This is a genomic window from Thalassococcus lentus (assembly GCF_028023555.1).
Lineage (GTDB): Bacteria > Pseudomonadota > Alphaproteobacteria > Rhodobacterales > Rhodobacteraceae > Thalassococcus_A > Thalassococcus_A lentus.
Genome location: NZ_JAQIOY010000003.1, coordinates 80,980 through 104,748, shown reverse-complemented (window position 1 = coordinate 104,748; position 23,769 = coordinate 80,980). Strand labels below are relative to the sequence as shown.

Below are 23,769 nucleotides of genomic sequence, written 5' to 3'. Positions count from 1 at the left end.
TTACCCTACAGTCACCCAACGGCAAACCGCACAAACACAACACGTGTCAGCGGCTTTTCACCGTTGTGAGTATGTCGCGAAAAGATGCGAAGTTCTACTCAAGCTCTTTCTATCCAAGCCGAAATGTAACCGTAGATTGTGCCTAGAATATGGCTAAAAAACCTAATAGTCGCGCGGTCAAAAGGGGAAAAACCCGGAACTTTGGTCACGGAATCACGGCTATTGGGGAGTCAACATATCCTTTAGCGCCCCCTAAACTTGATTGTGGCAACCAATTCAAAAGGGTCCTAGGCTCATATCCATGAACTCGGATTTTGGAACGCTACGCACTCGGATCGTCCGCCTTTGTGCAGATGGCGCTTTCGTTGAGGCGTTTCTGGCGTTGGAAGACGCCGAAATCGAATCGCAAACAGCCGTCAGTCTGTGGGAATACCTGGAACGGCAAATGTCCCGCGTGGGTGAGACAAAGCTGGCGTCGACGGTGCGGGCTCGCCTTGCCACAGCAGGCGTTTACACTGAGAAAATGGCAATCGCTGATGCCGAAGCGGCGTTGGAACATGAAGACTTCCATCGTGCCTCTCTGATCCTGCGGTCTGCTTTCGGGGCTTTGGATTTGCCCAAAGATGCCGCGCGCGCAATGGCCCGTGCTCTGAACGGTTTGGCCAATCCGGATGCTCTGTTTCACCTGACAGAACTGGCACACGCCGAACCCGATATGGCGATCATGGAAATTGATTTGCTTCGTGCCGAAGACGCATTGATTTCGGCTCAGGACAAAAGCGCCGAATACGCCGCGCTTTTTCCTACAGACGACCGTTTTCTTGTTCGTGGCGCGCGAATTGCGGCATCCCTGAACCAATGGGACGTTGCTCTGGATCAGTGGAAGAAACTGCAAGAGCGCGGCAGTTTTCCACGCAGCACCACGCTTGGAAATCAAGTCCGGCTTTTGTGGCGGCTCGAACGCAAAGATGCGGCGATGGAGACCCTTTCTGAGTTTCTTTTGGCCGGACCGGCACTCACCGAATTGATACCGGTGACTTATACGCTTGGATTGGGCGATCTTCTCGACGAAGCGCTGGCCAAAGCCGTGCAACGCAATCCGGTCACGCCGGTTCCCGATCAGGATTGGGACGCAATCGCACAGTATCTATTGGATATCGGGCGGCTGGGCCATGTCGCTTGGTTGTCTCAGGCCGGGATTCCAATTGGCTCGACCGCGCAACTGGCGCTACAGGCCGCCAGCCGTCTGCTTGGAAACCGTGCGCTCGAAATAGGATCTTTGCCTTCGGCGGCACGCCTGAGCAGTCCGGATTGCCTGCTGCCTTTTGCATTGTTCCAACGGCACGCACGCCCCGCACCTTTGCCGCCAAAGAGCCAGATGAGCGTCATGCTGGTGAATGCTTCGCTGGTCAGTGGGGGCGCAGAGCGCCAGTTCGTCATGATGGTCAAGGCGCTGTTGCTGCAGGGACTTCGGCCTGATCAGATCGACGTAGCACTTTTTTCGCTATCCGAAGATCGGGGACGGTCGCACTTTCTGAGGGATCTCGAAGAGCTCGGCGTGCAGATCCATGATCTGGAAAACGTACCAAACAGTTTTCTGCGCATGCCATCGGAACTCGAAGATCGCTGTGCGCTATTGCCCAAGCCATTGCGTGCGGATGTGGCTGCCCTTTACAAATTGCTGGAACATAAACGCCCGGATGTTCTGCATGGATGGCAAGACCGCGCATCTCTGGCCTGTGGGTTTCTGGGGACGCATCTGGGGATCGGGCAAATCGTTCTGAGCGCACGTAACATGCAGCCGTCACGGCGCGATCGCGGATTGCAACAAGACGACCGCGCGCTTTTCTCAGCACTTTGTGGCTTGCCGAACGTAAAACTGGTCGCGAATTCCCGCGCCGGCGCACGTGACTACGAGGATTGGCTTGACCGACCGGTCGGGGACGTTGGCGTCATGAACAACGGTTTGGAAATTGACAGGTTCACCAAAATCGCCCAACCGGCACACAATCAAGTCGCCAAGGGTCGCCGAGTCGTTAATATCGTCGGGGTCTTTCGTCTGGCTCCCAACAAACGCCCCGAACTTTGGCTGGAAACCGTGGCCAAGCTTCAAGGGAGATCACAATACGACATTCGTCCCCGGATTGCCGGTGTAGGCCCCCTGAGCGACATTGCACAGGAACGCGCCGCTGCATTGAGGCTCCGGGATTTTCATCTGGAGGGCGGTCTCGTTGACCCGGCCGACATCTACCGCGACGCGGACGTGGTTTTGTTGATGTCCCGGGTGGAAGGCACGCCAAACGTTTTGCTTGAGGCACAGGCGCTTGGCATTGCCGTTGCAGGATGCGACGTTGGCGGCGTCAAAGAGGCCATGCTCGATGACACCGAGGCTGCGGGCCTGTTGCTTTCCGAAGATATCACGCCAGAGGATGCAGCCGCCGCAATCGAAGACTGGTTGCCACAAGCATTGAACGGTTCGAGGGCTGAGCGGATGTCGTTTATTGCGAACCGGTTTTCGGTTGAAGCGCTCGGCGCATTGGCAATGGAATACTACGGGCAATCTGACGGCGAGGGGGCACAATGACCGGCGCCCGGCTTCTCATAGATTTCGCCGGCTCCGATCCCGTCGCGGGGCTTTTGGCAGCCCAGATCGGCGCGGACGGAACGCTTCAGACCGTCACCGCGTCACACACGTTCGGGCCGCAAGATACCGTCTGGTTTTGTAGCCAAAACGGGTTTTTCGATGCCGTCGATCGGTGTCAGTCGACGGGCGCAACCGTCAACGTGATTGTCCGGCGCGCAGCGAAGTCGCCAGCAAGGCACCATCCTCTGCAATACGACCTTTTGAAGACGCTGGTCGCAAAGGTGAGTGGATTTTCGCTCCGGCTGTTTGCACTGGGCGAAGCTGCCGCGACCGAGATCCGCGCCTCTGGGCTGGAGTGTGAGCCGCTGGTATCCCCTCAGGGTGGAGGAGCTCAAACATTCGGACGGGCCGAGTTCAACGCCAGCCAATCCCGCTTCCGTCTTCTTTCCGAGAACCGGGACAGCGTCCTCGATTTTGATGCGATCAACTGGGCGCGACTGGCCCGCGACTATCGGCTAAGCGCTGTACAAGAAGACCCGCCGGACCTGATCGATATTGCCGAGTTCGCAAATCGCCTGCCTGCGAAGCAGCCTGCCGATCGATCAGATTTCCTGTTTGTCACCCCCAATGGTGTGGGATTGGGCCATTTGACCAGACAATTGGCCATCGCCAAGGAATTGCAGAACGCCAGTCCAGACCCGGATCAAGTCAAGATCGCGTTTTGGTGCTTTTCCCGAGCCGCAACAATCATTCAGCGCGCTGGATACAGCGTGTTCCTGCGCCATAACGCAGATCATCTGGGCGCCGACACGCCGCCTTGGCAGCAGTGGGAAACCCAAGCGTTTGCGCACCATCTGCGTCATAGCCGACCGACCGCGGTCATCGCGGATGGCAGCCGTATCGAACCTTTCATTGTCGATGCGATGAAACAGCCCGGATGCCATCATGCACGGCTGTTTTGGATCAGGCGCGGGATGTGGCGTGCCGATGCCGATGATCGCAGTCTGGCCGACGTCAGGTTCTGCGACCGGGTCTTGATACCCGGTGATCTGGCATCAGCGGCGGACCCCGGCGCAACCGCGCGCAGCAATCCTCACCCGGCGGGCTTGTCGTCTCTGGTCACGACAGCACCTGTTGTTCTCAGCAAACCTGATGATCGCTTGACCAGACGCGCCGCGCGGCGGGCCCTTGGCATCGGTATTGGGCGGGGAAAGACATGTCTGGTGTCACTGGGCGGTGAGGCATTTGCCCGAACATCGATCATCCATGACAAACTGATTGAGGCTGCGCGCAAAGCCCGCGTGCGCCTGATCTGGGCGCAGTCGCCAATGGCAGCGCGGCCTTCTGTTGACAATGACAATGAGGAACGGGTGTCACTTTATCCGGTCACGCCCTACCTCGCAGCTTTTGACGGTGTCGTTGCCGCGACCGGGTACAATACATTTCATGAACTGATGTTGCAGTGCACTTGCCCTGTGCTGTTCGTTCCGACAACGAACGAACGTCTTGATGATCAGGCCGCAAGAGCCCGCTTCGCAAGCGAACAAGGCTGGGCCGAAATTCTGGAACACGAAACCGGAGAGGAAGAAGAGGCCAAGTTGGATGCCTTTTTCCAACAACTGCGCCAATCCCAACCTGTATCGCGCCCGGCACTGCGCCGGGACGGAGCCATTGAAATGGCGACTGAGATATTGAACGCGACTACTGCAAGAGGAACATCCTGATGGCAGCTGGTCCAAATGATCTGGCAGGCGTGGATCCAGACGCTCTTCGCGTTTTGCGACGGGCTGGGCTAGAGCGTCAGGATCTGGCGCAACGACTGGCGCGCTTTGAGTTTCAATCGCTGCGCCGTGAATTGAGTTCAGCATCCGTTTTCGATTTGCAGGTAGACGTTGCCACCAGAAAGGCGGACCCGGTCCCCGAGCAAGCAGAGCCAGAAATGTCGATGCCCGCCGAACTTTTGGCGGGCCTGCCCCAACTGCCCGTCCCACTGGGCCGCATTGCATGGACCAAACGGCCCGAGGACCTGCAGGTTGCAGGTATTTTGATTGATGTGGAGGGTGACGACGCAGCACTGTCCTCTGCCCTGCTCTCGCTTCTGACTGAACACCACAGGAACCCGTTCGCGCGCATCGTCTTTCTGTGCCGCACACTTGATCCGGTTCACGTTCTGGGCCGCTACGGTTTCCTTTGTCATCAGGTTGGTCGCGCTGATCCGGCCAACATTGGCGCACTTATGCAGCGGCGATATGGCATGAAGCAGATCCGGAGTTTGGATAGCGGTCACAAGTTGTGGTCGGCGCTGGACTGACCGGGCCGGTCCGCCCATAACACCTGATCAAGAACTCAAAAGCAGTGCCACGACTACCCGTATATGGGGTTTTTTGAACCCCACTGTTTCTATTATGTGACCAATAGTCGAAATTCTAAAACTGTTTGCAAATAAACGCCAAATTACAAATTCTGCCCCTTAATTTTGACATATTGGTTACGCAGCGTAAGATCACAAACGATCCACCAAGACCGGACACTCACTCAATCTAGGTCATGCAATGAAAAAAATAACATTCGCGCTCCTGTTGATTTTCACAGCCAGCGCAGCCCAGGCAGAGCAATGTGCATCATCAAAGCAGGTTGCAGAACAAATCCAGACCCGGTTTGGCGAAAAGCTGAGCCATGTTGGTGTCCTGCCCAACGCCAATGTTCTGGAAATCTACTCTCACCCCAGAACGGGTACGTGGACCATGCTGGTTACCTTGCCCGACCGCCGATTGAGCTGCTTGCTTGCAACCGGCACCGGGCGGGCGTCATTGGATTTGCACCTCGCCAGCTTGTCCTGAAACGACGAACGCCGGGGTTGGGTCAATCCACAATCGCCGCTCAGGTATTGACGGCGAACGCCCATTGATTGGCGCGAGATACGGGTCGCTTTAGCGTTTATCCGGTTTTGCCGGTGGCCATTTGCAATTCACCCATTGCAACATTAGGCTAACCGCATCAATCGCGAGCACCCGGTCAGGCCGGCCTCGGCAATCAACCAATCCCCACATCTGGAGACCCTCATGACGCAGGTCAAATCCGGCGACACTGTTCGCATTCACTATACTGGTACGCTGGCCGACGGCAGCACGTTTGACAGTTCCGAAGGACGCGATCCGCTGGAGTTTGAAGTTGGTTCCGGCCAGATCATTCCGGGTCTCGATCGTGCCATTCCCGGCATGGAAGTCGGCGAGAAAAAAGTAGTGAACATCGCGGCAGATGACGCCTATGGACAGCCCAACCCGCAAGCGATGCAAACTGTTCCGCGTGGGGATATCCCTGCGGATATTCCGCTCGAGGTTGGTCTTCAGCTCCAGGTGCAAACCCCGACCGGTCAGGTCATGCCCGTGACCGTGACCGAAGTGACCGACGAACAGGTTACTCTGGATGCCAACCATCCTCTGGCAGGAAAAGACCTGACGTTCTCATTCGAGATCGTGTCCATCGCGTAGCGGCGGAATATCCACATCTGACCAGATTGGTCCTTGGATTGTGGAAAACCGATAAAGACAGGGGCCGGCCAACCGAAGTGGCTGGCCCCTTTTTGTGTGGCACCACTTTCCGCGCTGCCCGCAAAAAGATACATCTCATCCAAACGCAAGAGAGGTGGCTCCATGCACATGGCTGACCTGGGCGATGTTCGCCTGCACTACCGTATCGACGGTCCCGAAGACGGCGCGCCAATCGTGTTCGCCAATTCGCTGGGAACTGATCTTCGACTCTGGGATCCGATCATGCCGCTGTTGCCGGCCGGGCTGCGCATCTTGCGGTTTGACAAGCGCGGACACGGTTTGTCGGATTTGCCCACTGGCCCCTACTCCATGGGGGCGTTGGTCCGCGACACGGAAAACCTGATGGATCATCTTGGTTTCAAGGATGCCATTTTTGTGGGTCTGTCGATCGGCGGTATGATCGCGCAGGGTCTGGCCGCCAAACGATTGGATCTGGTCCGTGCCATGGTGCTGTCGAACACCGGTGCGAAAATCGGCACACGGGACATTTGGGCCGAACGCATCGACGCGGTGAACGCAGGCGGCCTGCAGGCCGTGGTGCACCCCACAATGCAACGCTGGTTTTCTGATGCCTTCCACAAAGACCCGACATTTCCTGCCTGGCGCAACCTGTTCCTGCGCACACCAGCAGAAGGTTGGACAGGGTGCGGCGCAGCGATCGCAGGTACAGACTTTTACACTACCACAGCCAGCCTGCGCTTGCCCGCTTTGGGAATCGCAGGCTCGGAGGACGGATCAACACCCCCCGATCTGGTTCGTGAGACAATAGACTTGATCCCCGGCGGGCAGTTTGCCCTGATCCGTGGCGCCGGGCATCTGCCTTGCGTCGAGAACCCCGTCGAATATGCCCGTATCTTGAATGAGTTCATCTCGGCACAAGGTCACATCTAACGTGGCAAAGGACAGCTGAGTTTGGCACGATTCCTACTGATACACGGGGCAGCGCACGGTGCTTGGTGCTGGCACAAGACCATACCTGCCCTGCAGGCACTGGGCCATCGGGCCTATGCAATCGATCTGCCATCAAACGGCGATGACACGACACCGCTTTGCGACGTAACCCTTGATTCCTGTGCTCGCGCGGTTCTGGATGCGCTGGACGAACCCAGCATTGTGGTCGGACATTCCATGGGGGGATACCCGATCACGCGCGCCGCTGATCTGGATCCGGACAAAATCGAGAGGCTCGTCTATCTGTGCGCCTATGTTCCACGCCCCGGTTTGACGTTGGCGGACATGCGCAAGCTGTCTGACGAACAGCCACTGATCGAAGCGATCCAGCGAAACCCAGATGGTCTGTCCATGCGCTTTGACCCAAGCAAAGCGCGTGAAAAATTCTATCACGATTGCAGCGATGAAGATCTGCAATACGCCTTGGAACGGCTGTGTGACCAGGCCCTTGCACCGCAAATGACAGCGTTCGAACCCGGCGACGCGGTGTCACGCATGCCGCGCAGCTATATCACCTGTGAACAGGACGGTGCCATTCCACCCCAGTTACAGGACGAAATGGCAAGCGCGCTCAATCCATCCGACCGGTACCGGCTGAACAGCTCGCATTCGCCGTTCTTTTCGATGCCGGAACAATTGGCCCAATTGCTGGGCAAAATCGCAGAAAAAGGCTGACCGATGCCCGCGACACCCTTTGACAGTGCCCATCTTTCCGCTCTTTTCCCGACGGGTGATGCCGGCCGATTGTTTTCTGACACGGCAGAAGTACGCGCGATGATGGTGGTTGAAGGCACACTGGCCCAAGCGCAAGCGGCGCAAGGCCTGATACCCGAGACCGCGGCCAAGGCGATCCATCGGGCCAGTCTGGAACTCCAGATCGACCCCGGCGCACTGGCGCAACCGACCGGCCAGAACGGGGTTTCGGTGCCCGGACTTGTCGCTGCCTTCCGAAAGGAAATGCAGGCCCCGGAACACGCACAATATCTGCACTGGGGCGCGACCTCACAAGACATCCAAGACACGGCGCTAATGCTGCGATTGCGGCAAGCACTGGCACAGTCAGAAGCGCACTTGCGAAAAATTCTGGCTGCACTCGGGTCCCTGGCCAATCGACATGCGCAGACACCGATGGCCGCGCGCACCTATGGCCAGCACGCAACGCCTACCAGTTTCGGCGCTCAGGTGGCGGAATGGGGATGGCCGCTGCTCACAGCCCTCGAGACATTGCCAAAACTTCGTCAGGACAACCTGCTGGTCTCGCTAAGCGGCGCAGCCGGAACGGCATCCGCATTGGGGCCGGACCCCGCAGCATTGCGCGCTGATCTGGCCAGTCGGCTGGGGCTTGGTGATCCGGGGCGCAGCTGGCACAGTGACCGGTCGCCAGTGCTGAACATTGCAAACTGGATGACGCAGGTGACGCTGTCCTTGGGTAAATTTGGCGACGATCTCACGCTGATGGCGCAATCCGGAATTGGTGAAATCACGCTGGGCGGTGCAGGAAGCTCTTCGACCATGCCGCAAAAACAAAACCCGGTGGCCCCATCGGTTTTGGTGGCTTTGGCCCGGCATGCGCAGGGCATCAATGCAACGCTGCAAGGCGCGGCCATCCATCGTCAGCAGCGGGATGGTGCGGCATGGTTTACCGAATGGCTATGTCTGCCCCAGTTGGTTTTGTCCTGCGCCGCAGCCCTCACCCAGAGCGTCACCCTTGCTGAAAACATGGCACCACGCGAAGCCGAAATGGCCGGGACACTGGACAACTCTGGCGGTCTGTTGCTGGCCGAGGCAATCAGTTTCGCCTTGGCTGAAACGATGCCCCGCCCAGATGCCCAAGCCGCTGTCAAAACCCTGTGTCAGGATGCCATCGCATCCGGGAAAGACCTATCCACTCTGGCAAAGGAAGCCTATCCAGAGCTGCCGGGCGACCTGTTTGACACGCGCAATCAACTTGGCAATGCGCCAAGGGCGGCGGCTGCTTTTGTTGAAAAACTGCGTGGTTTAGAGCCAGCCCTGTAAAACGAGCGTCACGGAACCCTTTCAAATCCGGGCGGGCAAACCTAGTTTGCAGCCAAAGGGCATTCCGCCCGGGGACGAAACAAACCGCATGCGCCTGCCCACAATATTCATTCTGATTACCGTTCTTATCGATTCCATGGGCGTTGGGCTGATCATCCCGGTGATGCCGGATTTGATTCAGGAAGTGTCCGGTGGCTCTCTGGCACAGGCCGCGCTCTGGGGAGGTTTGTTGTCGACGGTTTTTGCCGTGATGCAATTCCTGTTCGGGCCGTTGATCGGCAACCTTTCAGACCGCTACGGCCGCAGGCCGGTCTTGCTGATCTCGCTCGCAGTGATGGCGGCAGACTATGTCGTTATGGCATTGGCAGGGTCAATCTGGCTGTTGCTGGCTGGCCGGGTCGTCGGCGGTATCACCGCCGCAACACAAAGCACCGCGAGCGCCTATATGGCAGACATCTCTGAGCCCGGGAAAAAAGCACAAGGGTTTGGTTTAATCGGTGCTGCCTTTGGTTTGGGTTTCGTCATTGGACCGCTGCTGGGCGGCTTCCTTGGAGAATACGGCACGCGCGCGCCGTTCTGGGCGGCTGCGGCACTGGCCGCTGCGAATGGTGTCTTCGGATACTTCGTGTTGCGTGAAACGGTCACCGATGAAATCCGCCGGCCCCTTGATTGGCGACGCGCAAACCCGCTGGGCGCGTTCAAAGCTCTCGCAGAATTGCCGGGCATTTCGCGCGGCCTGCTGATCTTCTTTCTCTATCAGGTGGCCTTTATGGTCTACCCGTCCGTCTGGGCCTACTTCGGTGTCGCCAGGTTCGGATGGGATCCCGGCATGATTGGCCTGTCCCTTGCGCTTTTCGGTGTGATGATGGCGATTGTCCAAGGCGGCTTGATCCGGGTGATCCTTGCATGGTTCGGCGAACGCGGAACCGTGGTGTACGGGCTGGTCTTTGACGTCTTTGCCTTTGGCGCAATCGCATTTGTAACGTCGGGAACCATTGCCCTGATCCTCACCCCGCTCGCGGCATTGGGCGCTGTAATCACGCCCGCCTTGCAGGGTATCATGAGCCAGCAAGTCGGACCGCAAAGGCAAGGCGAGCTGCAAGGCGCTTTGACCTCTGCCAGCGCCATCGCGATGATCGTATCCCCGCTCGTGATGACTTCGGTCTTTGCGGCCTACACGGCACCGGACGCGGCGGTCTACTTTCCCGGCGCGCCTTTCCTTGTCGCGCTTGGGCTGATCATCGTGGCGCTAATCGTATTCCTTTGGCCCCCACGCCGGGACGCCGTCGCGTAAAAACAATCAACAGGTCGTTTTCACGCTTGCGCAATACAGATTCTCAAGCGCACGGTTGCGAAAAGGCCGGAGGATTCATGCCGCAGATCAAAGCCGCAACCTGCACCGCATTCGGTGCGCCGCTCGAAATTGAAACTTTGACCCTGCGCGCCCCCGGACCGGGCGAAGTCGCTGTGTCACTGGATGCCTGCGCGATTTGTCATTCAGACATTTCTTATGCAGACGGAATCTGGGGCGGTGATCTGCCTTTAGTCTTGGGGCACGAAGCCGCCGGACGCATCACCGCAATGGGCGCAGGCGTGACCGGGTTCAAAACAGGTGATCAGGTCGTGGTGACGCTGATCAAATCCTGCGGACGATGCAGCAATTGCACCGCAGGTAAACCAACCATCTGCGAGGGTGGCGCAGACGTGCCCACCAAATTGACACGCGCCGATGGCACAGCCGTTACTGCGGCGATGAACTGCGGGGCATTCGCAGAAGCCGTGGTTGTCGATCAAAGTCAGATCGTGGCGCTGCCCGACAGCATGCCGCCCGAAGCCGTGGCCCTCTTGGCCTGCGGAGTAATCACCGGTGTAGGCGCCGTTGTGAATGCGGGCAAACTGCGCGCAGGTGAGGATGTGGTGGTGATCGGGGCTGGCGGCGTTGGTCTGAACGCCATCCAAGGGGCCCGCATTGCGGGTGCGCGCCGGATCGTTGCCGTGGACATGAGCGAGGAAAAGCTCGCGATTGCCAAGGAATTTGGTGCCACACACGGCGTTCTGGCGACGGAAAAGGCCCCTTGGCGAGCGGCTATGAAAGCGCTTGGCGGCAGAGGGGCTGACATTGTCGCCGTCACTGTTGGCGCAGTACCGGCTTATAACGACGCACCCAGATATTTGGGTTGGGGCGGGCGCATGATCATGGTCGGCATGCCGGCGTCTGGAGCCATGGCGGAATACGAACCAGTTGTTCCTGCCTTCATGGGCCAGCACTTCGTTGGCTCAAAGATGGGCGACGTTGTGATCCAGCGCGACATTCCATGGTTGGCGGATCTCTATGAACAAGGCCGTCTGCAACTGGATGAACTGATTTCAAATCGCTTTCCACTTGAGCAAATCAACGAAGCCATCGCAGACACCAAAACTGGCTCAGCAAAGCGCAACGTGATCCTGTTCAAAAGCTGATCCGCGCATCGCGCATTTTCTGGCGCCGCCGGTGCACATGCCAATTTTCCGGGAACTGATCCGATGAAACTGCAAGATCTGGACATCATCGTCACCGCCCCACCCGCTCCGGGATGGGGTGGGCGATATTGGATATTGGTCAAACTGACCACCAGTGACGGGATCGTCGGTTGGGGCGAGTGCTATGCATCTTCGGTTGGCCCGGAAGCCATGCGCGCCGTGATCGAAGATGTCTTTCACAGGTATTTCGAGGGAGAAAACCCTGAGAACATCGAAAAGATGTTCCGCCGGACTTATTCATCCGGGTTTACACAGCGTCCGGACCTGACGGTCATGGGCGCGTTTTCGGGCCTTGAGATCGCGTGTTGGGATATATTGGGCAAAGCCCGCAACCGCCCGGTTTGGGCGCTCTTGGGCGGGATGATGAACGAGCGGGTACGGGCCTATACCTATCTCTACCCTCTTGAAAGTCATCGCATGGCTGATTTCTGGACCAGTCCCGAACTCGCCGCCGAGGCTGCGTTGGATTGCGTGTCGCGGGGCTATACAGCGGTGAAATTTGACCCCGCCGGTCCGTATACCATGCGCGGTGGGCACATGCCGGCCATGTCTGACATTTCGCAGTCCGTTGCCTTTTGCAAAACCATCCGCGAAGCGGTCGGGGACAAGGCAGATCTGCTATTTGGCACCCACGGACAATTCACGCCAGCCGGCGCTATTCGGCTGGGTCAGGCAATTGAACCCTATAGCCCGCTTTGGTTTGAAGAACCGATCCCGCCAGACAACCTGCTTGATTTCGCAAGAGTGGCCCAATCTGTGCGGATTCCGGTGGCAACCGGCGAACGGATGACCACGCGTTCGGAATTCGCCACGTTGCTGCGCACTGGCGGCGCTGAAATCCTCCAACCGGCATTGGGCCGCGCAGGGGGGCTTTGGGAAGCGCGCAAAATCGCGGTTCTGGCAGAAAGTTATGGCGCACAGATGGCTCCACACCTTTATGCCGGTCCGGTGGAGTGGGCGGCAAATATCCATCTGTCCGTCGCGATCCCGAACCTTCTGATTGCCGAGAGCATAGAAACGCCGTTCCACGACCAATTGATCCGAGGCAGCATTCGCGTAGATCAGGGCTTTGTCACCGCACCACAAAACCCCGGCTTGGGCATCGACATTGACGAAGATCTCGCGCGGGCCCATCCCTACACGGGCGACGGCTTGCATTTACAGATGCAGGATGACCCTTGCGACTATGTGAATGGCAACGCGTTTGAAGGTGGCGCACCCGCGCGCGAAAAGTGATCCGCGCAACTTTTGCCCAAAATTTAGGCGCTTAGTTTGAGTGCGCCGCATAATTCAGCCAGACTGGTTCAAAGGCTCGCCTTTGTGAAAAGGCGCTGCTAGAGTTTGCGCGCGAAACCGTAGGGCTCGAGAACCGTGACGATCCAAGAAAAAACCGCACCGCCAGACGAAATGGCCGACAATGCGCAGCATGCCGCTGCATTCCTCAAGACGCTGGCTCACGAAGGGCGTTTGATGATTCTTTGCCATTTGGGCACCGGCGAACGGTCTGTTGGCGAACTCGAAGCACTTTTGCAAATCCGGCAGGCCGCTGTCAGCCAGATGCTCGCGCGATTGCGCGAAGAAGGACTGGTCACGACGCGCCGCGAAGGCAAGACAATCTACTACAGTCTTGCCGACGAGAACACAGCACGCGTTATTGGCTTGTTGTACGAAATCTTCTGTAGTGGATCAGATGCCTGCTGAAAAAACTGCCTTTTCCGGCCCCGACCTTTGCAAATTGACCGCGCGTGAAGCGATCGCGCTGCTTAAACGCAAAGAGGTGTCCTCTGCGGAGCTTCTGGCTGCCAGTCAGGAACGCATTGCGCAAACCAGCCCGGCAATCAACGCAATGGTGACGCAATGCCCTGAGCGAGCCGCGGACGCGGCCGCGCATTCCGAACCATCATCGGTGCTGGCCGGATTGCCAATCGGCATCAAGGATCTGACCCCGGTTGCAGGCGTCAGAACAACATTCGGCACACCGGGGATGGCCGATTTCGTTCCCGAAGAGTCTGATCCGCTGGTCACCCGTCTGGAAGACCGCGGTGCTGTGGTCGTAGGCAAAACAAACACGCCGGAACTGGGCGCCGGTGCAAACACCTTCAATCCCATTTTCGGCCCCACCCGCAACCCTTGGGACACGCGTATGAACGCCGGCGGATCTTCGGGCGGCGCGGCTGCTGGTCTGGCTACGGGCGAGGTCTGGCTGTCGCATGGCTCGGATCTGGGCGGATCACTCCGGACACCCGCCGGATATTGCGGAATCGTTGGCCTGCGCCCATCACCCGGTGTTGCCGGTGGCGGCTCCGCCCAGCAGGGCTTTGACTCCATGCCAGTTCAAGGACCAATGGCCCGGAACGTGGCTGACTGCGCCCTGTTTCTGGATGCCATGGCCGGGTTTGACCCCGTTTGGCCGCTTTCGATGCCCGCACCGATGAACTCTTATCTCGAAACCTGTCTTGCAGATCCCGGCGCGGTGCGCATTGGCTTCTCCCCGGACATGGGCGGACTGGCTCCGATCGACAAGGCTATGGAGGATGCCCTGCGTGACGGCATGGCCCGCATTGATATCCCCGGTTTCGAAGTTGTCGAAGCCGCACCTGAACTGGGTGCGGTAGACCAGACATTCCGCACGCTGCGCGCGCTTGGTTTCTGGGCAGGCGCCCGCAAGACGCCCGAGGAAATCACGCGTCAGTACAAGGCGACTTTGCAGCAGAACATTGCGGATGGCGTCGCTCTGAAGCCAGAAGACATTGCAGAGGCTTTGATCGAACGCTCAGCGATCTATGACCGCATTCTTGCCTTCCTGGGACAGTATGATGTGATCGCCTGCCCAATCTCTGGTCTCTTCCCGTTGCCTTGGGAAAATGAGTATCCGCCGGAGGTCGCCGGCGTACCCAGCCGTGACTATCTCGATTGGCTTAAGTTTACCTTTCCGGCATCGCTGTGTGGGCTTCCTGCTCTTGCCCTGCCGCTTGGACGGAACAAGGATGGGATGCCATTTGGTGTTCAGTTGATTGGTCAGCCAAGGGGCGAAGGACGTTTGTTGCAGATTGCCCGTGCGATTGAGGAATCTCTGGCACTGGGTCAGGTTCCCGTAGACCCGAACGTCACACACTGAGGTCAACCAAGCTCTCTTGAACATCTGCGAGAGGCTATCGCCCTTTTTGCGCCAGTTCGATGCGTGCTTCGAGCACCGCCATGTCCCGAATGATACGGCGGCGTTCGTCCCGATCTGAGTTATCCATCAGTTCTTCGCGAAGCCGCCTCAGTTCTTGCGAAATGCTGACGATCTCGGGCACCGCGCCGTTGTCTTTGAGAATGCGGTTCAGCACGGCATTTTCCGGATCGTCGCAGCGCGGCAGAGGTTTGCCAGAGCCCGGCAAATCATCGAACGCGCCGTCTTTTTCGGCGGCTCGTATCTTGGCGTTGATCAAGTCTATCAGCGGATGATCCATGGTCCGCTTTGTGCCACGAGGCGGGATAAACGAAAAGACCCGCAAAGACGCTGCGTCAATTCATGCGTTCCCCAGCGTTCATGCCCCTTGCGCGAAAGCAGATAGCTTTCCAAACTGCCTAGGATAAGATGACTAACGGGCCAACCAAACAAGAGCCCAAGCCAACGATATGGGAGGAAACGGCCGATGACCTATGCAGGGATCGCCGATAGGGATGCAATTCAGGGCGAAATGCCTTGGGCGGAACGGGATGTACCGCAAACGCTTTGGGGACAACTCAGCAAAACAGCTGACGCTTTTCCGGATAGACCCGCGATCAGTTATCAGTTGCTGTCCGGCCCAACCGATAAGGCCGAAACCCTGTCCTGGCGGCAGCTGAAAGAGGGAACAGCGCAGGCTGCAAACCTTTTTCGTTCGCTGGGTGTGCAGGAAGACGATGTCATCGCCTACGTTCTGCCAAATGCCAACGAAACCATTCTGACATTGCTGGGCGGCGCCGTCGCAGGAATCGTTAACCCGATCAACCCACTGTTGGAGCCCGAACAGATCGCATCGATCTTGCGCGAAACCAACGCCAAGGTTGTCGTGACCCTGAAGCCTTTTCCCAAAACAGACGTTCCTCAGAAGGTCGCCGAGGCGGTGCGCCATGCGCCCAATGTGCAGACGGTTCTGCAAATCGACCTGAACCGCTACCTGACACCACCCAAAAGCTGGATTGTCCCGCTGATCAGGCCAAAGGTTTCCACCAACATTCATGCTGACATCAAGGATTTCTCGAAAGAGATGAAGCGCCAGCCAAAGACGCTTCAATTTGATGACAGCACCGGCGACCGGATCGCAGCCTATTTCCACACCGGTGGCACCACCGGGATGCCCAAGGTCGCGCAGCACAAATATTCGGGCATGATCTACAACGGCTGGCTCGGTGCCCGTTTGTTGTTTGATGAGACCGACAGCATCATGTGTCCGCTGCCCATGTTCCATGTTTTTGCGTGCCACGTGATCCTGATGGCCGCGTTGTGTTCGGGTGCGCATGTGGTGTTCCCCACGCCGCAAGGGTATCGTGGCGATGGCGTGATGGACAATTTCTGGAAGCTCTGCGAGCGCTGGAAGATCAGCTTTGTGATTACGGTGCCAACGGCTGTTTCCGCGCTGATGCAGCGCAAGGTGGATGCTGACATCTCTACCGTGAAAACCGCCTTTTCCGGTTCTGCGCCCATGCCGATGGAGCTGTTCAAGCGGTTTGAAGAAGCCTGCGGGGTTACGATCTGCGAAGGCTATGGTCTGACCGAAGCAACATGCCTCGTCTCGGTGAACCCGGTGGACGGCCTGAAGAAGGTTGGGTCTGTCGGCATCTCGTTGCCATATACCGAGGTGAAGATCATCAACGAAGTGGACGGCGCGCCGGTTGAATGCGGCCCTGACGAAGTCGGTGAAATCTGCATTTCCAATCCAGGCGTTTTCGCCGGCAATACCTACACAGAGGCCGATAAGAACGTTGATCTGTTCCACTACGGAACGCATCTGCGCACCGGCGATCTGGGCCGCGTGGACGAAGACGGTTATCTGTGGATTACGGGCCGGGCCAAGGACCTGATCATTCGCGGCGGACACAACATCGATCCAGCCGAAATCGAAGAAGCGCTGGTTACCCATCCCGCCGTGGCGATGGCAGGTGCAATCGGCCAGCCCGATGCGCACGCGGGTGAATTACCCTGTGCGTTTGTCGAACTGGTCGAAGGTGGACAGGTCACCGAGGAAGAATTGCTAGAGCACTGCAAGGTTCACGTTCATGAACGTGCGGCGCAGCCAAAGCACATGACCATTCTACCTGAACTGCCCAAGACAGCTGTCGGCAAAGTCTTCAAACCTGACCTGCGCAAAAACGCGATCACACGTGTTTACAACGCCGCGCTTGAAAAAGGCGAATGCCCTGCGCGTGTTGTTGGCGTGACCGACAGCAAGAAGCGCGGTCTCGTGGCTCAGGTCGAAGCGAATGGCGCCAGTGCAGAGGACGTGAGCAAGATCTTGGGCGATTTTGTGCGCCCATGGGAATGGGCCGAAGCTGAACAGGCAGCCTGATCTGGAATATTCCGGGACCTGCGCTCCGGAATTCACCTTGGGGACAAAGCGAAGGGGGGCGAAATTCGCCCCCCTTTTTTCGGGAGGCGCAAGCAACCATCAAAAACCGGCTGGCCCCTACCAGATGCCGGCCCTTGCCCTTGAACCGCCCTGCCCTCTGCGGCACTGTCCGCACACTGACAGGAGCACGCATGGTCACGGTCCAGCAACAATACGAAGCCTTTCCGTACCCGGAACGCGATCCCAAGGACGAAGCGAAACGGCTGATTATGGGATCTCCTTCTCATCCGCTCGAAATGGATCATTTCCTGTGGGGCGGCCGGCGGGATTGGTCAAAACCCCTGCGCGCACTTGTGGCTGGCGGTGGCACTGGCGATGGACTGATCCAACTGGCCCAGGTTCTGACCTCTGCAGGCAAACCCTTTGAGATCACATATGTTGATCTGTCCAAAGCCTCCCGCGCCGTGGCAAAGGCCCGTGCCAAGGCAAGAGGTCTGAAAGGCATCTCCTTTCACACCGGTTCTTTGCTGAATGCTTCGGACTATGGGCAATTCGACTACATTGATTGCTGCGGTGTGCTGCATCATCTGCCCGACCCCGCCGCAGGTTTCGCAGCCTTACGCGCGGCCTTGGCCCCCGGCGGCGGCCTTGGATTCATGGTCTACGCGCCCTATGGCCGGTCAGGGGTTTATCCTCTGCAAGAGGCTTTTGGCGCGCTCTTTGACGGATTGCCGCCCCAGGGACGCTTGGACGCTGCAAAATCCATCGTAGAGGCTCTGCCCGATGGACATCCGTTCAAAGCGAATATCAATCTTGGTGACCATCACGCATCAGACGCCGGGTTCTACGATCTGCTTCTACATGGGCAGGACCGCTCTTATTCGGTTAGCGAACTTCTGGACGTATTGGACCAGACCGGTTGGCGCCTACAAAGCTTTGCAACGCCCGCTCTGTACGATTTGGCCCGAATGACCGATCGGCCTGATACCATGCGCGATGCAGTGGCCATGGCCATCGCGGAAAAGCTGCGTGGAACGATCCGCGTTCAGGTTGGCTACGCCCTGCCCGCCGACGACAAAACGCCTATTGCCAACGGCCGCAAACGGACCGTTATCCCGCATCTGCGCGGCGTGCAGCCCAAAGCCTTGGCTCAGGCCGTCGCCCAAGGCAAACCGATCCCGGTCCGCATGAAGGAAGCTCAGGCCAACCTTCGCCTGCCCAAACGTGCCGCCCCCTTGATCGCTGCTATCGACGGGCGCCGGGATCTGTCGCAGATCGCACAGGCGGCGGGATTGGATACCCTCGCATTCGGAGCCTTGTGGACCCCGGTCGAAAAAGAACTCTGTGATTGGGGCCTGATGCTTTATTCTGATCTGGGCAAACGTGTGTAGGAGATCAGCCCGATGTGCGGACGATTTGCAGTGACATTGCCAAGCGATGCAATGGCCCAACTGTTTTCGGCACAGCCTGCGAATGATCTTCCTGACGTGCCAAATTACAATGTCTGCCCCACCAATCTCGTCCATACAATCAGCATTCAGGGCGACCAAAGACGTCTTGCGCCGATGCGCTGGGGCTTCCTGCCGCACTGGTACAAGGCAACCAATGCGGGCCCTCTACTGATCAACGCACGCAGTGAAACGATTGCAGAGAAACCAGCATTCAAGGCCGCCTGCCGCGAAAGACGTTGTTTGATCCCGGCCACCGGTTTTTACGAATGGACAAAAGACGAGGAAGGCAACCGGCTGCCGTGGTACATCTTTCCAGAACAAGATGATCCGCTGGTCTTTGCCGGGGTCTGGCAGGATTGGGAACGCGATGGCCAGTCCTTGAGAACCTGCGCTATCGTGACCTGCACCGCAAATCAGACCATGTCCCAGATTCATCATCGAATGCCGGTTATCCTCAAAGAACCGGATTGGGCGAAATGGCTGGGCGAGGAAGGGCATGGCGCAGCCACTCTGATGACCGCGGCCGCCGAGAATGCCCTGTCGTTTTATCGCGTCGGAACCGAGGTGAATTCCAATCGGGCCAGTGGTGCGGCGCTTTGCGCACCGATTGACGCATGAAGTTCCCCGATCTGCTTGACCCCGGCGCGGCGCTGTCCTAATTCTGCGCGCAGCGCGGGCGTTGTGTAATGGTAAGACCCTTGCCTTCCAAGCAAGAGATACGGGTTCGATTCCCGTCGCCCGCTCCAATCCTCCCAGAACATCCAATTTCGTACGCTTCAACCCGGGCGCGGCAATCCTGAGCCTTGACGCCCTGCGCTGGCATGGCAAAACAGCTTAATGCAAGGAACAGGAGGCTGAATGGCCCGAGGAGACGCTGCGGCGCACGCAACCGAAGAGCGGGAAAAATCCCGTAAGCTGGGATCGCTCTCTGCGCTCTGGCCATTCATGAAGCCGTACCGCGCGCTGATGGCAGCGGCGATTCTCGCTTTGGTGGCGACAGCCTGTATCTCATTGATCCTGCCTTTGGCGGTTCGACGGGTGGTTGATAATTTTAACGTCAAATCCGGCGAATTGCTGAACTTGTACTTTGGGGCCGCCCTCGCCATTGCGGCGGCGCTCGCGTTGGGCACTGCGTTGCGCTACGCGCTGGTCACGCGTTTTGGCGAGCGGGTAGTCGCAGACATCCGCAAGGCAACATTTGACCGCGTGATTTCCCTGTCGCCCGCATTTTTTGAACGCACCATGACAGGCGAGGTTCTGAGCCGGATTACAACGGACACCACGTTGATCCTCTCGGTGATCGGATCGTCCATTTCCATCGCTTTGCGCAATGTGCTGCTTTTCATTGGTGGCTTGGTCTTGATGCTGTTCACCTCTGCGAAACTCACGGGTTTGGTTTTGCTAATCGTGCCCGCTGTGATCGTTCCGATCCTCGTTCTAGGCCGGCGTTTGCGCGTGCTGAGCCGCGAGAACCAAGACTGGATCGCACAGAGTTCGGGCAACGCATCAGAGGCGCTGACTTCGGTACAAACCGTTCAAGCTTACACCCACGAGGCCATTTCGAAGGGCGCGTTTTCAGAAGTAACCGAAAAGAGTTTTGATGCCGCGCGACGCCGCATTTGGACACGGGCACTGATGACGGCCATCGTTATTTTCCTCGTGTTCACCGGCATAGTCGGCGTGCTTTGGATCGGTGCCTGGGATGTGCGCGCGGGCGGCATGACGGCGGGGACATTGATTCAGTTTGTGATCTATTCGGTCATGGTCGCAGGCGCTGTCGCGGCCCTGTCCGAAGTGTTCGGGGAACTCCAGCGCGCCGCAGGTGCAACCGAACGGCTGGTCGAATTGCTTAATGCCGAAGACACCGTGCAAGACCCCGCACAGCCCAAGACATTGCCCAGCCCGGTTCGGGGTGAGATCAGTTTTGACAACGTCGGCTTCACCTATCCATCCCGACCCGACGTCGCGGCATTGGATGCCGTTGATTTGACAATCGAGCCGGGGGAAACCGTAGCGCTGGTCGGCCCGTCTGGCGCTGGCAAGACAACCGTCATTCAGATGATCCAGCGGTTCTATGACCCGCAAAGTGGCGCGGTGCGAATCGACGGGCACGCGCTGACCGACATGGCCCGGCAGGATTTCCGCCGTCACATCGCATTGGTCCCACAAGACCCGGTCATCTTTGCCGCCTCGGCTCGGGACAACATCCGCTTTGGCCGTCCGGATGCCAGCGACGCAGAGATCATGGCCGCCGCACAGGCAGCGGCTGCGCACGAATTCCTGTCCGACCTTCCAGAAGGCTATGACACCTGGCTGGGGGAACGCGGTGTGATGCTGTCCGGTGGTCAGAAACAGCGCGTCGCAATTGCGCGGGCAATCCTGCGCGATGCGCCAATCCTGCTGCTGGACGAGGCGACCTCGGCTTTGGATGCCGAAAGTGAACGGGCGGTTCAGGCCGCAGTAGATACATTGGCGCAGGGGCGGACCACCGTGATCGTCGCGCACCGCCTTGCGACGGTGAAAAAAGCGGACCGGATTATCGTCATGGATCAGGGACGCGTCGTCGCCACAGGCGAACACGATGCGCTGGTTGCCGAAGGTGGGCTTTATGCACGGCTTGCCCGGTTGCAGTTTACTGACGGCGTGGCCGCCGAGTAGTCCAGCACTTCAGTCGAAACAGGACAAAAAAGCCCCGCGCACAGAACAACCTGAGCGCGGGGCTTTTTGTTTGCGTCTGACGGCCTGTCAGCTGGGCGAATTACCCGCGCAGCACGCCACCTGTGGCCTTGCCTACCTTTTCGATAATCTTGGCAGCGACAGCCTCAATATCTTTTTCCTTCAGCGTTTTGTCCGATGGTTGCAGACGCACCGTAATCGCCAGAGACTTCTTGCCCTCACCCAACGACCCACCAATGAATTCGTCGAACAAACGGACGTCTTCGATCAGCGCTTTGTCCGCACCTGCAGCCGCGTTCATCAGATCCAATGCCTGCACGTCATCGTTCACAACAAAGGCAAAATCACGCTCGACAGCCTGCAGATCGCTCATGACCATCGCACCGCGGCTGGCCCCGCTCTTTCTGGGTAGTGGCACTTCCTCTGGCCAGATCGTAAAGGCAACCGCAGGGCCCTTCACATCCAGTTCGCGCAGCACTTTGGGGTGCAGTTCGCCAAAGATACCCAGCACTTTTTTAGGGCCAAGGCACATCTTGCCATGGCGTCCGGGGTGCCACCATTCGTTGGCGCCGCGCAGGATCTGCATCTTGGCAGGTGCACCGATGGCCGAAAGCACAGCTTCTGCGTCGGCTTTGGCATCATAGAGATCAACGGGCCGCGATGCCCCATGAACATCCTTCGGGCCAGTGCGCCCGACCAAAAGGCCTGAAATCAGCAGGTGCTGTTCTTCTGGCTCGCCTCCGTGGAATGCGGCGCCCACTTCGAAAAGGGCCATATCCATGTAGCCGCGCGCCTGATTGCGTGCAGCGGCTTGTAACAGCCCAGGCAAAAGGGCCGGACGCATATGGCTCATTTCCGAGCTGATCGGGTTGGCGAGCATGGTCGCATCGTCGCCGCCGCCGAACAGTTCAGCCGCTTTGCTGTCGATAAAGCTATAGGTCACGCATTCGTTGTAGCCGAGCGCTGCGGCCGTACGCCGGGCAATCTGTTCGCGCTTTTGCATCGGAGACAGGATCGGACGCGGAACACCGGCTTGGACGCGCGCAAGTGGAACGCCCTGCAGCTTGGTCAAGGACGCAACGCGCGCAACCTCTTCGACGAGGTCCGCCTCGCCCAGCACGTCAGGCCGCCAGCTGGGGACATGCGCCATGGTGCCTTCCATTCTGAAACCCAAGGCCGTCAGTGTCTGACGCTGCTCTGCCTCAGGGATCTCCATACCAACCAGCGAGATGACGCGCTTGGCATCCAGTTTGTAGGCCCTCGACACGTCAGGCACTTCGCCCGCGACGATCATTTCGGATGCCTCGCCGCCCGCAACATCAAGGATCATGCTGACTGCCAGATCGAGGCCGGTCGAGGTAAAGGCCGGGTCGACACCACGTTCAAACCGGTACCGCGCATCAGAATTGACCTTGAGCGCCCGGCCCGTGTAGGCAATCTGCACAGGGTCCCAATAGGCGCTTTCAACGAACACATCGGTGGTGTCGTCCTGACAACCGGTTTCTTCACCCCCCATGATCCCGGCAAGGCTTTCCGGACCGTTCTCATCGGAAATGACCATCTGGCCTGCCTGCAAAGTGTAGGTCTTGCCGTCCAGCGCCAGAAGTTCTTCACCGCCCGCCGCGCGATGCACGCGCAGATCACCACTGACCTTGGCCATGTCAAAGACGTGCAAAGGGCGATTGCGATCGTAGGTGAAGAAGTTCGTCACATCGACCAGGAAATTGATCGGGCGCAGCCCAATGGCGCGCAACCGATCCTGCAGCCAGGCCGGGCTCGGGCCATTTTTGACACCACGAATGACGCGGCCGCAAAAGACCGGGCAACCATCAAGAGTGTCATCGTCGATGTGGACCAATAGAGGTGCAGCAAAGGACGCTTCAACCGATTTGGAGTCCTGTGATTTCAGCGTCCCCAATCCGCGCGCCGCAAGATCGCGGGCGATGCCCTGAACGCCCAGCGCGTCCGGGCGGTTCGGCGTAATGGCGATTTCGATCACAGGATCAACCTTGGCTGGATCGTTTTCCGCAAGCCAATCGGTGAATTTCTGACCAACTTCGCCAGAGGGCAATTCAATGATGCCGTCGTGCTCATCAGACAGCTCCAGCTCGCGCTCTGACGCCATCATACCGTGGCTTTCCACACCGCGAATATTGCCAACCGACAGTGTCACGTCGATGCCGGGGACATAGTCACCAGGTTTGGCCAAAACGACCGTGATTCCCGCGCGTGCGTTTGGAGCGCCGCAAACAATTTGCTTTTCGCCTTCATCTGTCTCCACACGGCAGACCCGCAGACGGTCTGCATCAGGGTGCTGTTCGGCATGAACCACCTTGGCCAGCGTAAACTTGGCCAGCTTGGCCCCCGGATTTTCCACGCCTTCGACTTCGAGGCCCAGATCGGTCAGGGCTTCGGCGATTTCATCGACCGATGCGGTGGTGTCCAGATGGTCTTTCAGCCACGATAGGGTGAATTTCATGCGA

The 23,769-nt window shown here is 58.3% G+C and carries 19 protein-coding genes and 1 tRNA gene; 18 read left to right on the top strand and 2 right to left on the bottom strand.

All coding sequences use genetic code 11. From position 1 onward, the window contains the following. Positions 1 to 301 precede the first annotated feature (301 nt). The 13 genes from PFY00_RS09510 (at position 302) to PFY00_RS09450 (ending at position 14,740) form a co-directional block, all read left to right on the top strand. Positions 302 to 2,584, top strand: a complete 2,283-nt coding sequence (locus tag PFY00_RS09510; RefSeq protein ID WP_271432321.1) for a glycosyltransferase — start codon at positions 302 to 304, stop codon at positions 2,582 to 2,584. Beyond that, positions 2,581 to 4,308, top strand: coding sequence for a hypothetical protein (locus tag PFY00_RS09505; protein WP_271432320.1), 1,728 nt, complete (start codon positions 2,581 to 2,583; stop codon positions 4,306 to 4,308). Before PFY00_RS09510 ends, PFY00_RS09505 begins: the two co-directional genes overlap by 4 nt. Continuing rightward, positions 4,308 to 4,895, top strand: coding sequence for a hypothetical protein (locus PFY00_RS09500; RefSeq protein WP_271432319.1), 588 nt, complete (start codon positions 4,308 to 4,310; stop codon positions 4,893 to 4,895). Before PFY00_RS09505 ends, PFY00_RS09500 begins: the two co-directional genes overlap by 1 nt. Before the next feature lie 241 nt (positions 4,896 to 5,136). Next, positions 5,137 to 5,424, top strand: coding sequence for a hypothetical protein (locus PFY00_RS09495; protein WP_271432318.1), 288 nt, complete (start codon positions 5,137 to 5,139; stop codon positions 5,422 to 5,424). Between the two features lie 222 nt (positions 5,425 to 5,646). Continuing rightward, positions 5,647 to 6,075 carry an FKBP-type peptidyl-prolyl cis-trans isomerase gene (locus PFY00_RS09490; RefSeq protein ID WP_271432317.1) on the top strand — a complete coding sequence of 143 codons (429 nt, stop codon included), beginning with the start codon at positions 5,647 to 5,649 and terminating at the stop codon, positions 6,073 to 6,075. Between the two features lie 162 nt (positions 6,076 to 6,237). Then, complete coding sequence (gene pcaD / locus PFY00_RS09485) at positions 6,238 to 7,026, top strand: 3-oxoadipate enol-lactonase (RefSeq protein ID WP_271432316.1); 789 nt, start codon at positions 6,238 to 6,240, stop codon at positions 7,024 to 7,026. 21 nt (positions 7,027 to 7,047) lie between these two features. Then, positions 7,048 to 7,761: an alpha/beta fold hydrolase gene (locus PFY00_RS09480; protein WP_271432315.1), complete on the top strand. Its 714-nt coding sequence runs from the start codon at positions 7,048 to 7,050 to the stop codon at positions 7,759 to 7,761. A gap of 3 nt (positions 7,762 to 7,764) precedes the next feature. Next, a complete protein-coding gene (locus tag PFY00_RS09475; RefSeq protein ID WP_271432314.1) occupies positions 7,765 to 9,102 on the top strand; it encodes a class-II fumarase/aspartase family protein in 1,338 nt (445 codons plus the stop codon). 88 nt (positions 9,103 to 9,190) lie between these two features. Then, positions 9,191 to 10,396: a TCR/Tet family MFS transporter gene (locus PFY00_RS09470; RefSeq protein ID WP_271432313.1), complete on the top strand. Its 1,206-nt coding sequence runs from the start codon at positions 9,191 to 9,193 to the stop codon at positions 10,394 to 10,396. 77 nt (positions 10,397 to 10,473) lie between these two features. Then, on the top strand, positions 10,474 to 11,562 hold the full coding sequence (locus tag PFY00_RS09465) for a Zn-dependent alcohol dehydrogenase (RefSeq protein ID WP_271432312.1): 1,089 nt from the start codon (positions 10,474 to 10,476) through the stop codon (positions 11,560 to 11,562). 63 nt (positions 11,563 to 11,625) lie between these two features. Beyond that, the gene (locus PFY00_RS09460) at positions 11,626 to 12,858 is read left to right on the top strand and encodes a mandelate racemase/muconate lactonizing enzyme family protein (RefSeq protein ID WP_271432311.1); all 1,233 of its coding nucleotides are present in this window, start codon (positions 11,626 to 11,628) and stop codon (positions 12,856 to 12,858) included. A gap of 171 nt (positions 12,859 to 13,029) precedes the next feature. Next, complete coding sequence (locus tag PFY00_RS09455; RefSeq protein WP_271432934.1) at positions 13,030 to 13,323, top strand: ArsR/SmtB family transcription factor; 294 nt, start codon at positions 13,030 to 13,032, stop codon at positions 13,321 to 13,323. Then, a complete protein-coding gene (locus PFY00_RS09450) occupies positions 13,313 to 14,740 on the top strand; it encodes an amidase (RefSeq protein ID WP_271432310.1) in 1,428 nt (475 codons plus the stop codon). The genes PFY00_RS09455 and PFY00_RS09450 overlap by 11 nt, the downstream gene beginning before the upstream one ends. Positions 14,741 to 14,774: 34 nt before the next feature. On the opposite strand, the gene PFY00_RS09445 is transcribed toward PFY00_RS09450, so the two are convergent. Continuing rightward, complete coding sequence (locus PFY00_RS09445) at positions 14,775 to 15,077, bottom strand: DnaJ family domain-containing protein (protein WP_271432309.1); 303 nt, start codon at positions 15,075 to 15,077, stop codon at positions 14,775 to 14,777. Between the two features lie 186 nt (positions 15,078 to 15,263). Between PFY00_RS09445 and PFY00_RS09440 the strand changes: the two genes are divergently transcribed. The 5 genes from PFY00_RS09440 to PFY00_RS09420 all read left to right on the top strand — a co-directional run bounded on the left by PFY00_RS09440 (position 15,264) and on the right by PFY00_RS09420 (position 21,268). Beyond that, complete coding sequence (locus PFY00_RS09440; RefSeq protein WP_271432308.1) at positions 15,264 to 17,159, top strand: acyl-CoA synthetase; 1,896 nt, start codon at positions 15,264 to 15,266, stop codon at positions 17,157 to 17,159. Between the two features lie 191 nt (positions 17,160 to 17,350). Next, positions 17,351 to 18,550: a class I SAM-dependent methyltransferase gene (locus PFY00_RS09435; RefSeq protein WP_271432933.1), complete on the top strand. Its 1,200-nt coding sequence runs from the start codon at positions 17,351 to 17,353 to the stop codon at positions 18,548 to 18,550. Positions 18,551 to 18,562: 12 nt separating this feature from the next. Continuing rightward, positions 18,563 to 19,228, top strand: a complete 666-nt coding sequence (locus PFY00_RS09430) for an SOS response-associated peptidase (protein ID WP_271432307.1) — start codon at positions 18,563 to 18,565, stop codon at positions 19,226 to 19,228. 54 nt (positions 19,229 to 19,282) lie between these two features. Next, positions 19,283 to 19,356 (top strand) — tRNA-Gly (locus PFY00_RS09425). Between the two features lie 112 nt (positions 19,357 to 19,468). Further along, positions 19,469 to 21,268 carry an ABC transporter transmembrane domain-containing protein gene (locus tag PFY00_RS09420; protein WP_271432306.1) on the top strand — a complete coding sequence of 600 codons (1,800 nt, stop codon included), beginning with the start codon at positions 19,469 to 19,471 and terminating at the stop codon, positions 21,266 to 21,268. A gap of 100 nt (positions 21,269 to 21,368) precedes the next feature. On the opposite strand, the gene pheT is transcribed toward PFY00_RS09420, so the two are convergent. Continuing rightward, a complete protein-coding gene (pheT, locus tag PFY00_RS09415; RefSeq protein WP_271432305.1) occupies positions 21,369 to 23,765 on the bottom strand; it encodes a phenylalanine--tRNA ligase subunit beta in 2,397 nt (798 codons plus the stop codon). Positions 23,766 to 23,769 lie beyond the last annotated feature (4 nt).

Bases quoted from the DNA above. Each gene is read 5' to 3' on its own strand.
- PFY00_RS09510 (WP_271432321.1), top strand. From the start codon at position 302: ATGAACTCGGATTTTGGAACGCTACGCACTCGGATCGTCCGCCTTTGT.
- PFY00_RS09505 (WP_271432320.1), top strand. From the start codon at position 2,581: ATGACCGGCGCCCGGCTTCTCATAGATTTCGCCGGCTCCGATCCCGTC.
- PFY00_RS09500 (WP_271432319.1), top strand. From the start codon at position 4,308: ATGGCAGCTGGTCCAAATGATCTGGCAGGCGTGGATCCAGACGCTCTT.
- PFY00_RS09495 (WP_271432318.1), top strand. From the start codon at position 5,137: ATGAAAAAAATAACATTCGCGCTCCTGTTGATTTTCACAGCCAGCGCA.
- PFY00_RS09490 (WP_271432317.1), top strand. From the start codon at position 5,647: ATGACGCAGGTCAAATCCGGCGACACTGTTCGCATTCACTATACTGGT.
- pcaD (WP_271432316.1), top strand. From the start codon at position 6,238: ATGCACATGGCTGACCTGGGCGATGTTCGCCTGCACTACCGTATCGAC.
- PFY00_RS09475 (WP_271432314.1), top strand. From the start codon at position 7,765: ATGCCCGCGACACCCTTTGACAGTGCCCATCTTTCCGCTCTTTTCCCG.
- PFY00_RS09470 (WP_271432313.1), top strand. From the start codon at position 9,191: ATGCGCCTGCCCACAATATTCATTCTGATTACCGTTCTTATCGATTCC.
- PFY00_RS09465 (WP_271432312.1), top strand. From the start codon at position 10,474: ATGCCGCAGATCAAAGCCGCAACCTGCACCGCATTCGGTGCGCCGCTC.
- PFY00_RS09460 (WP_271432311.1), top strand. From the start codon at position 11,626: ATGAAACTGCAAGATCTGGACATCATCGTCACCGCCCCACCCGCTCCG.
- PFY00_RS09455 (WP_271432934.1), top strand. From the start codon at position 13,030: ATGGCCGACAATGCGCAGCATGCCGCTGCATTCCTCAAGACGCTGGCT.
- PFY00_RS09450 (WP_271432310.1), top strand. From the start codon at position 13,313: ATGCCTGCTGAAAAAACTGCCTTTTCCGGCCCCGACCTTTGCAAATTG.
- PFY00_RS09445 (WP_271432309.1), bottom strand. From the start codon at position 15,077: ATGGATCATCCGCTGATAGACTTGATCAACGCCAAGATACGAGCCGCC.
- PFY00_RS09440 (WP_271432308.1), top strand. From the start codon at position 15,264: ATGACCTATGCAGGGATCGCCGATAGGGATGCAATTCAGGGCGAAATG.
- PFY00_RS09435 (WP_271432933.1), top strand. From the start codon at position 17,351: ATGGTCACGGTCCAGCAACAATACGAAGCCTTTCCGTACCCGGAACGC.
- PFY00_RS09430 (WP_271432307.1), top strand. From the start codon at position 18,563: ATGTGCGGACGATTTGCAGTGACATTGCCAAGCGATGCAATGGCCCAA.
- PFY00_RS09420 (WP_271432306.1), top strand. From the start codon at position 19,469: ATGGCCCGAGGAGACGCTGCGGCGCACGCAACCGAAGAGCGGGAAAAA.
- pheT (WP_271432305.1), bottom strand. From the start codon at position 23,765: ATGAAATTCACCCTATCGTGGCTGAAAGACCATCTGGACACCACCGCA.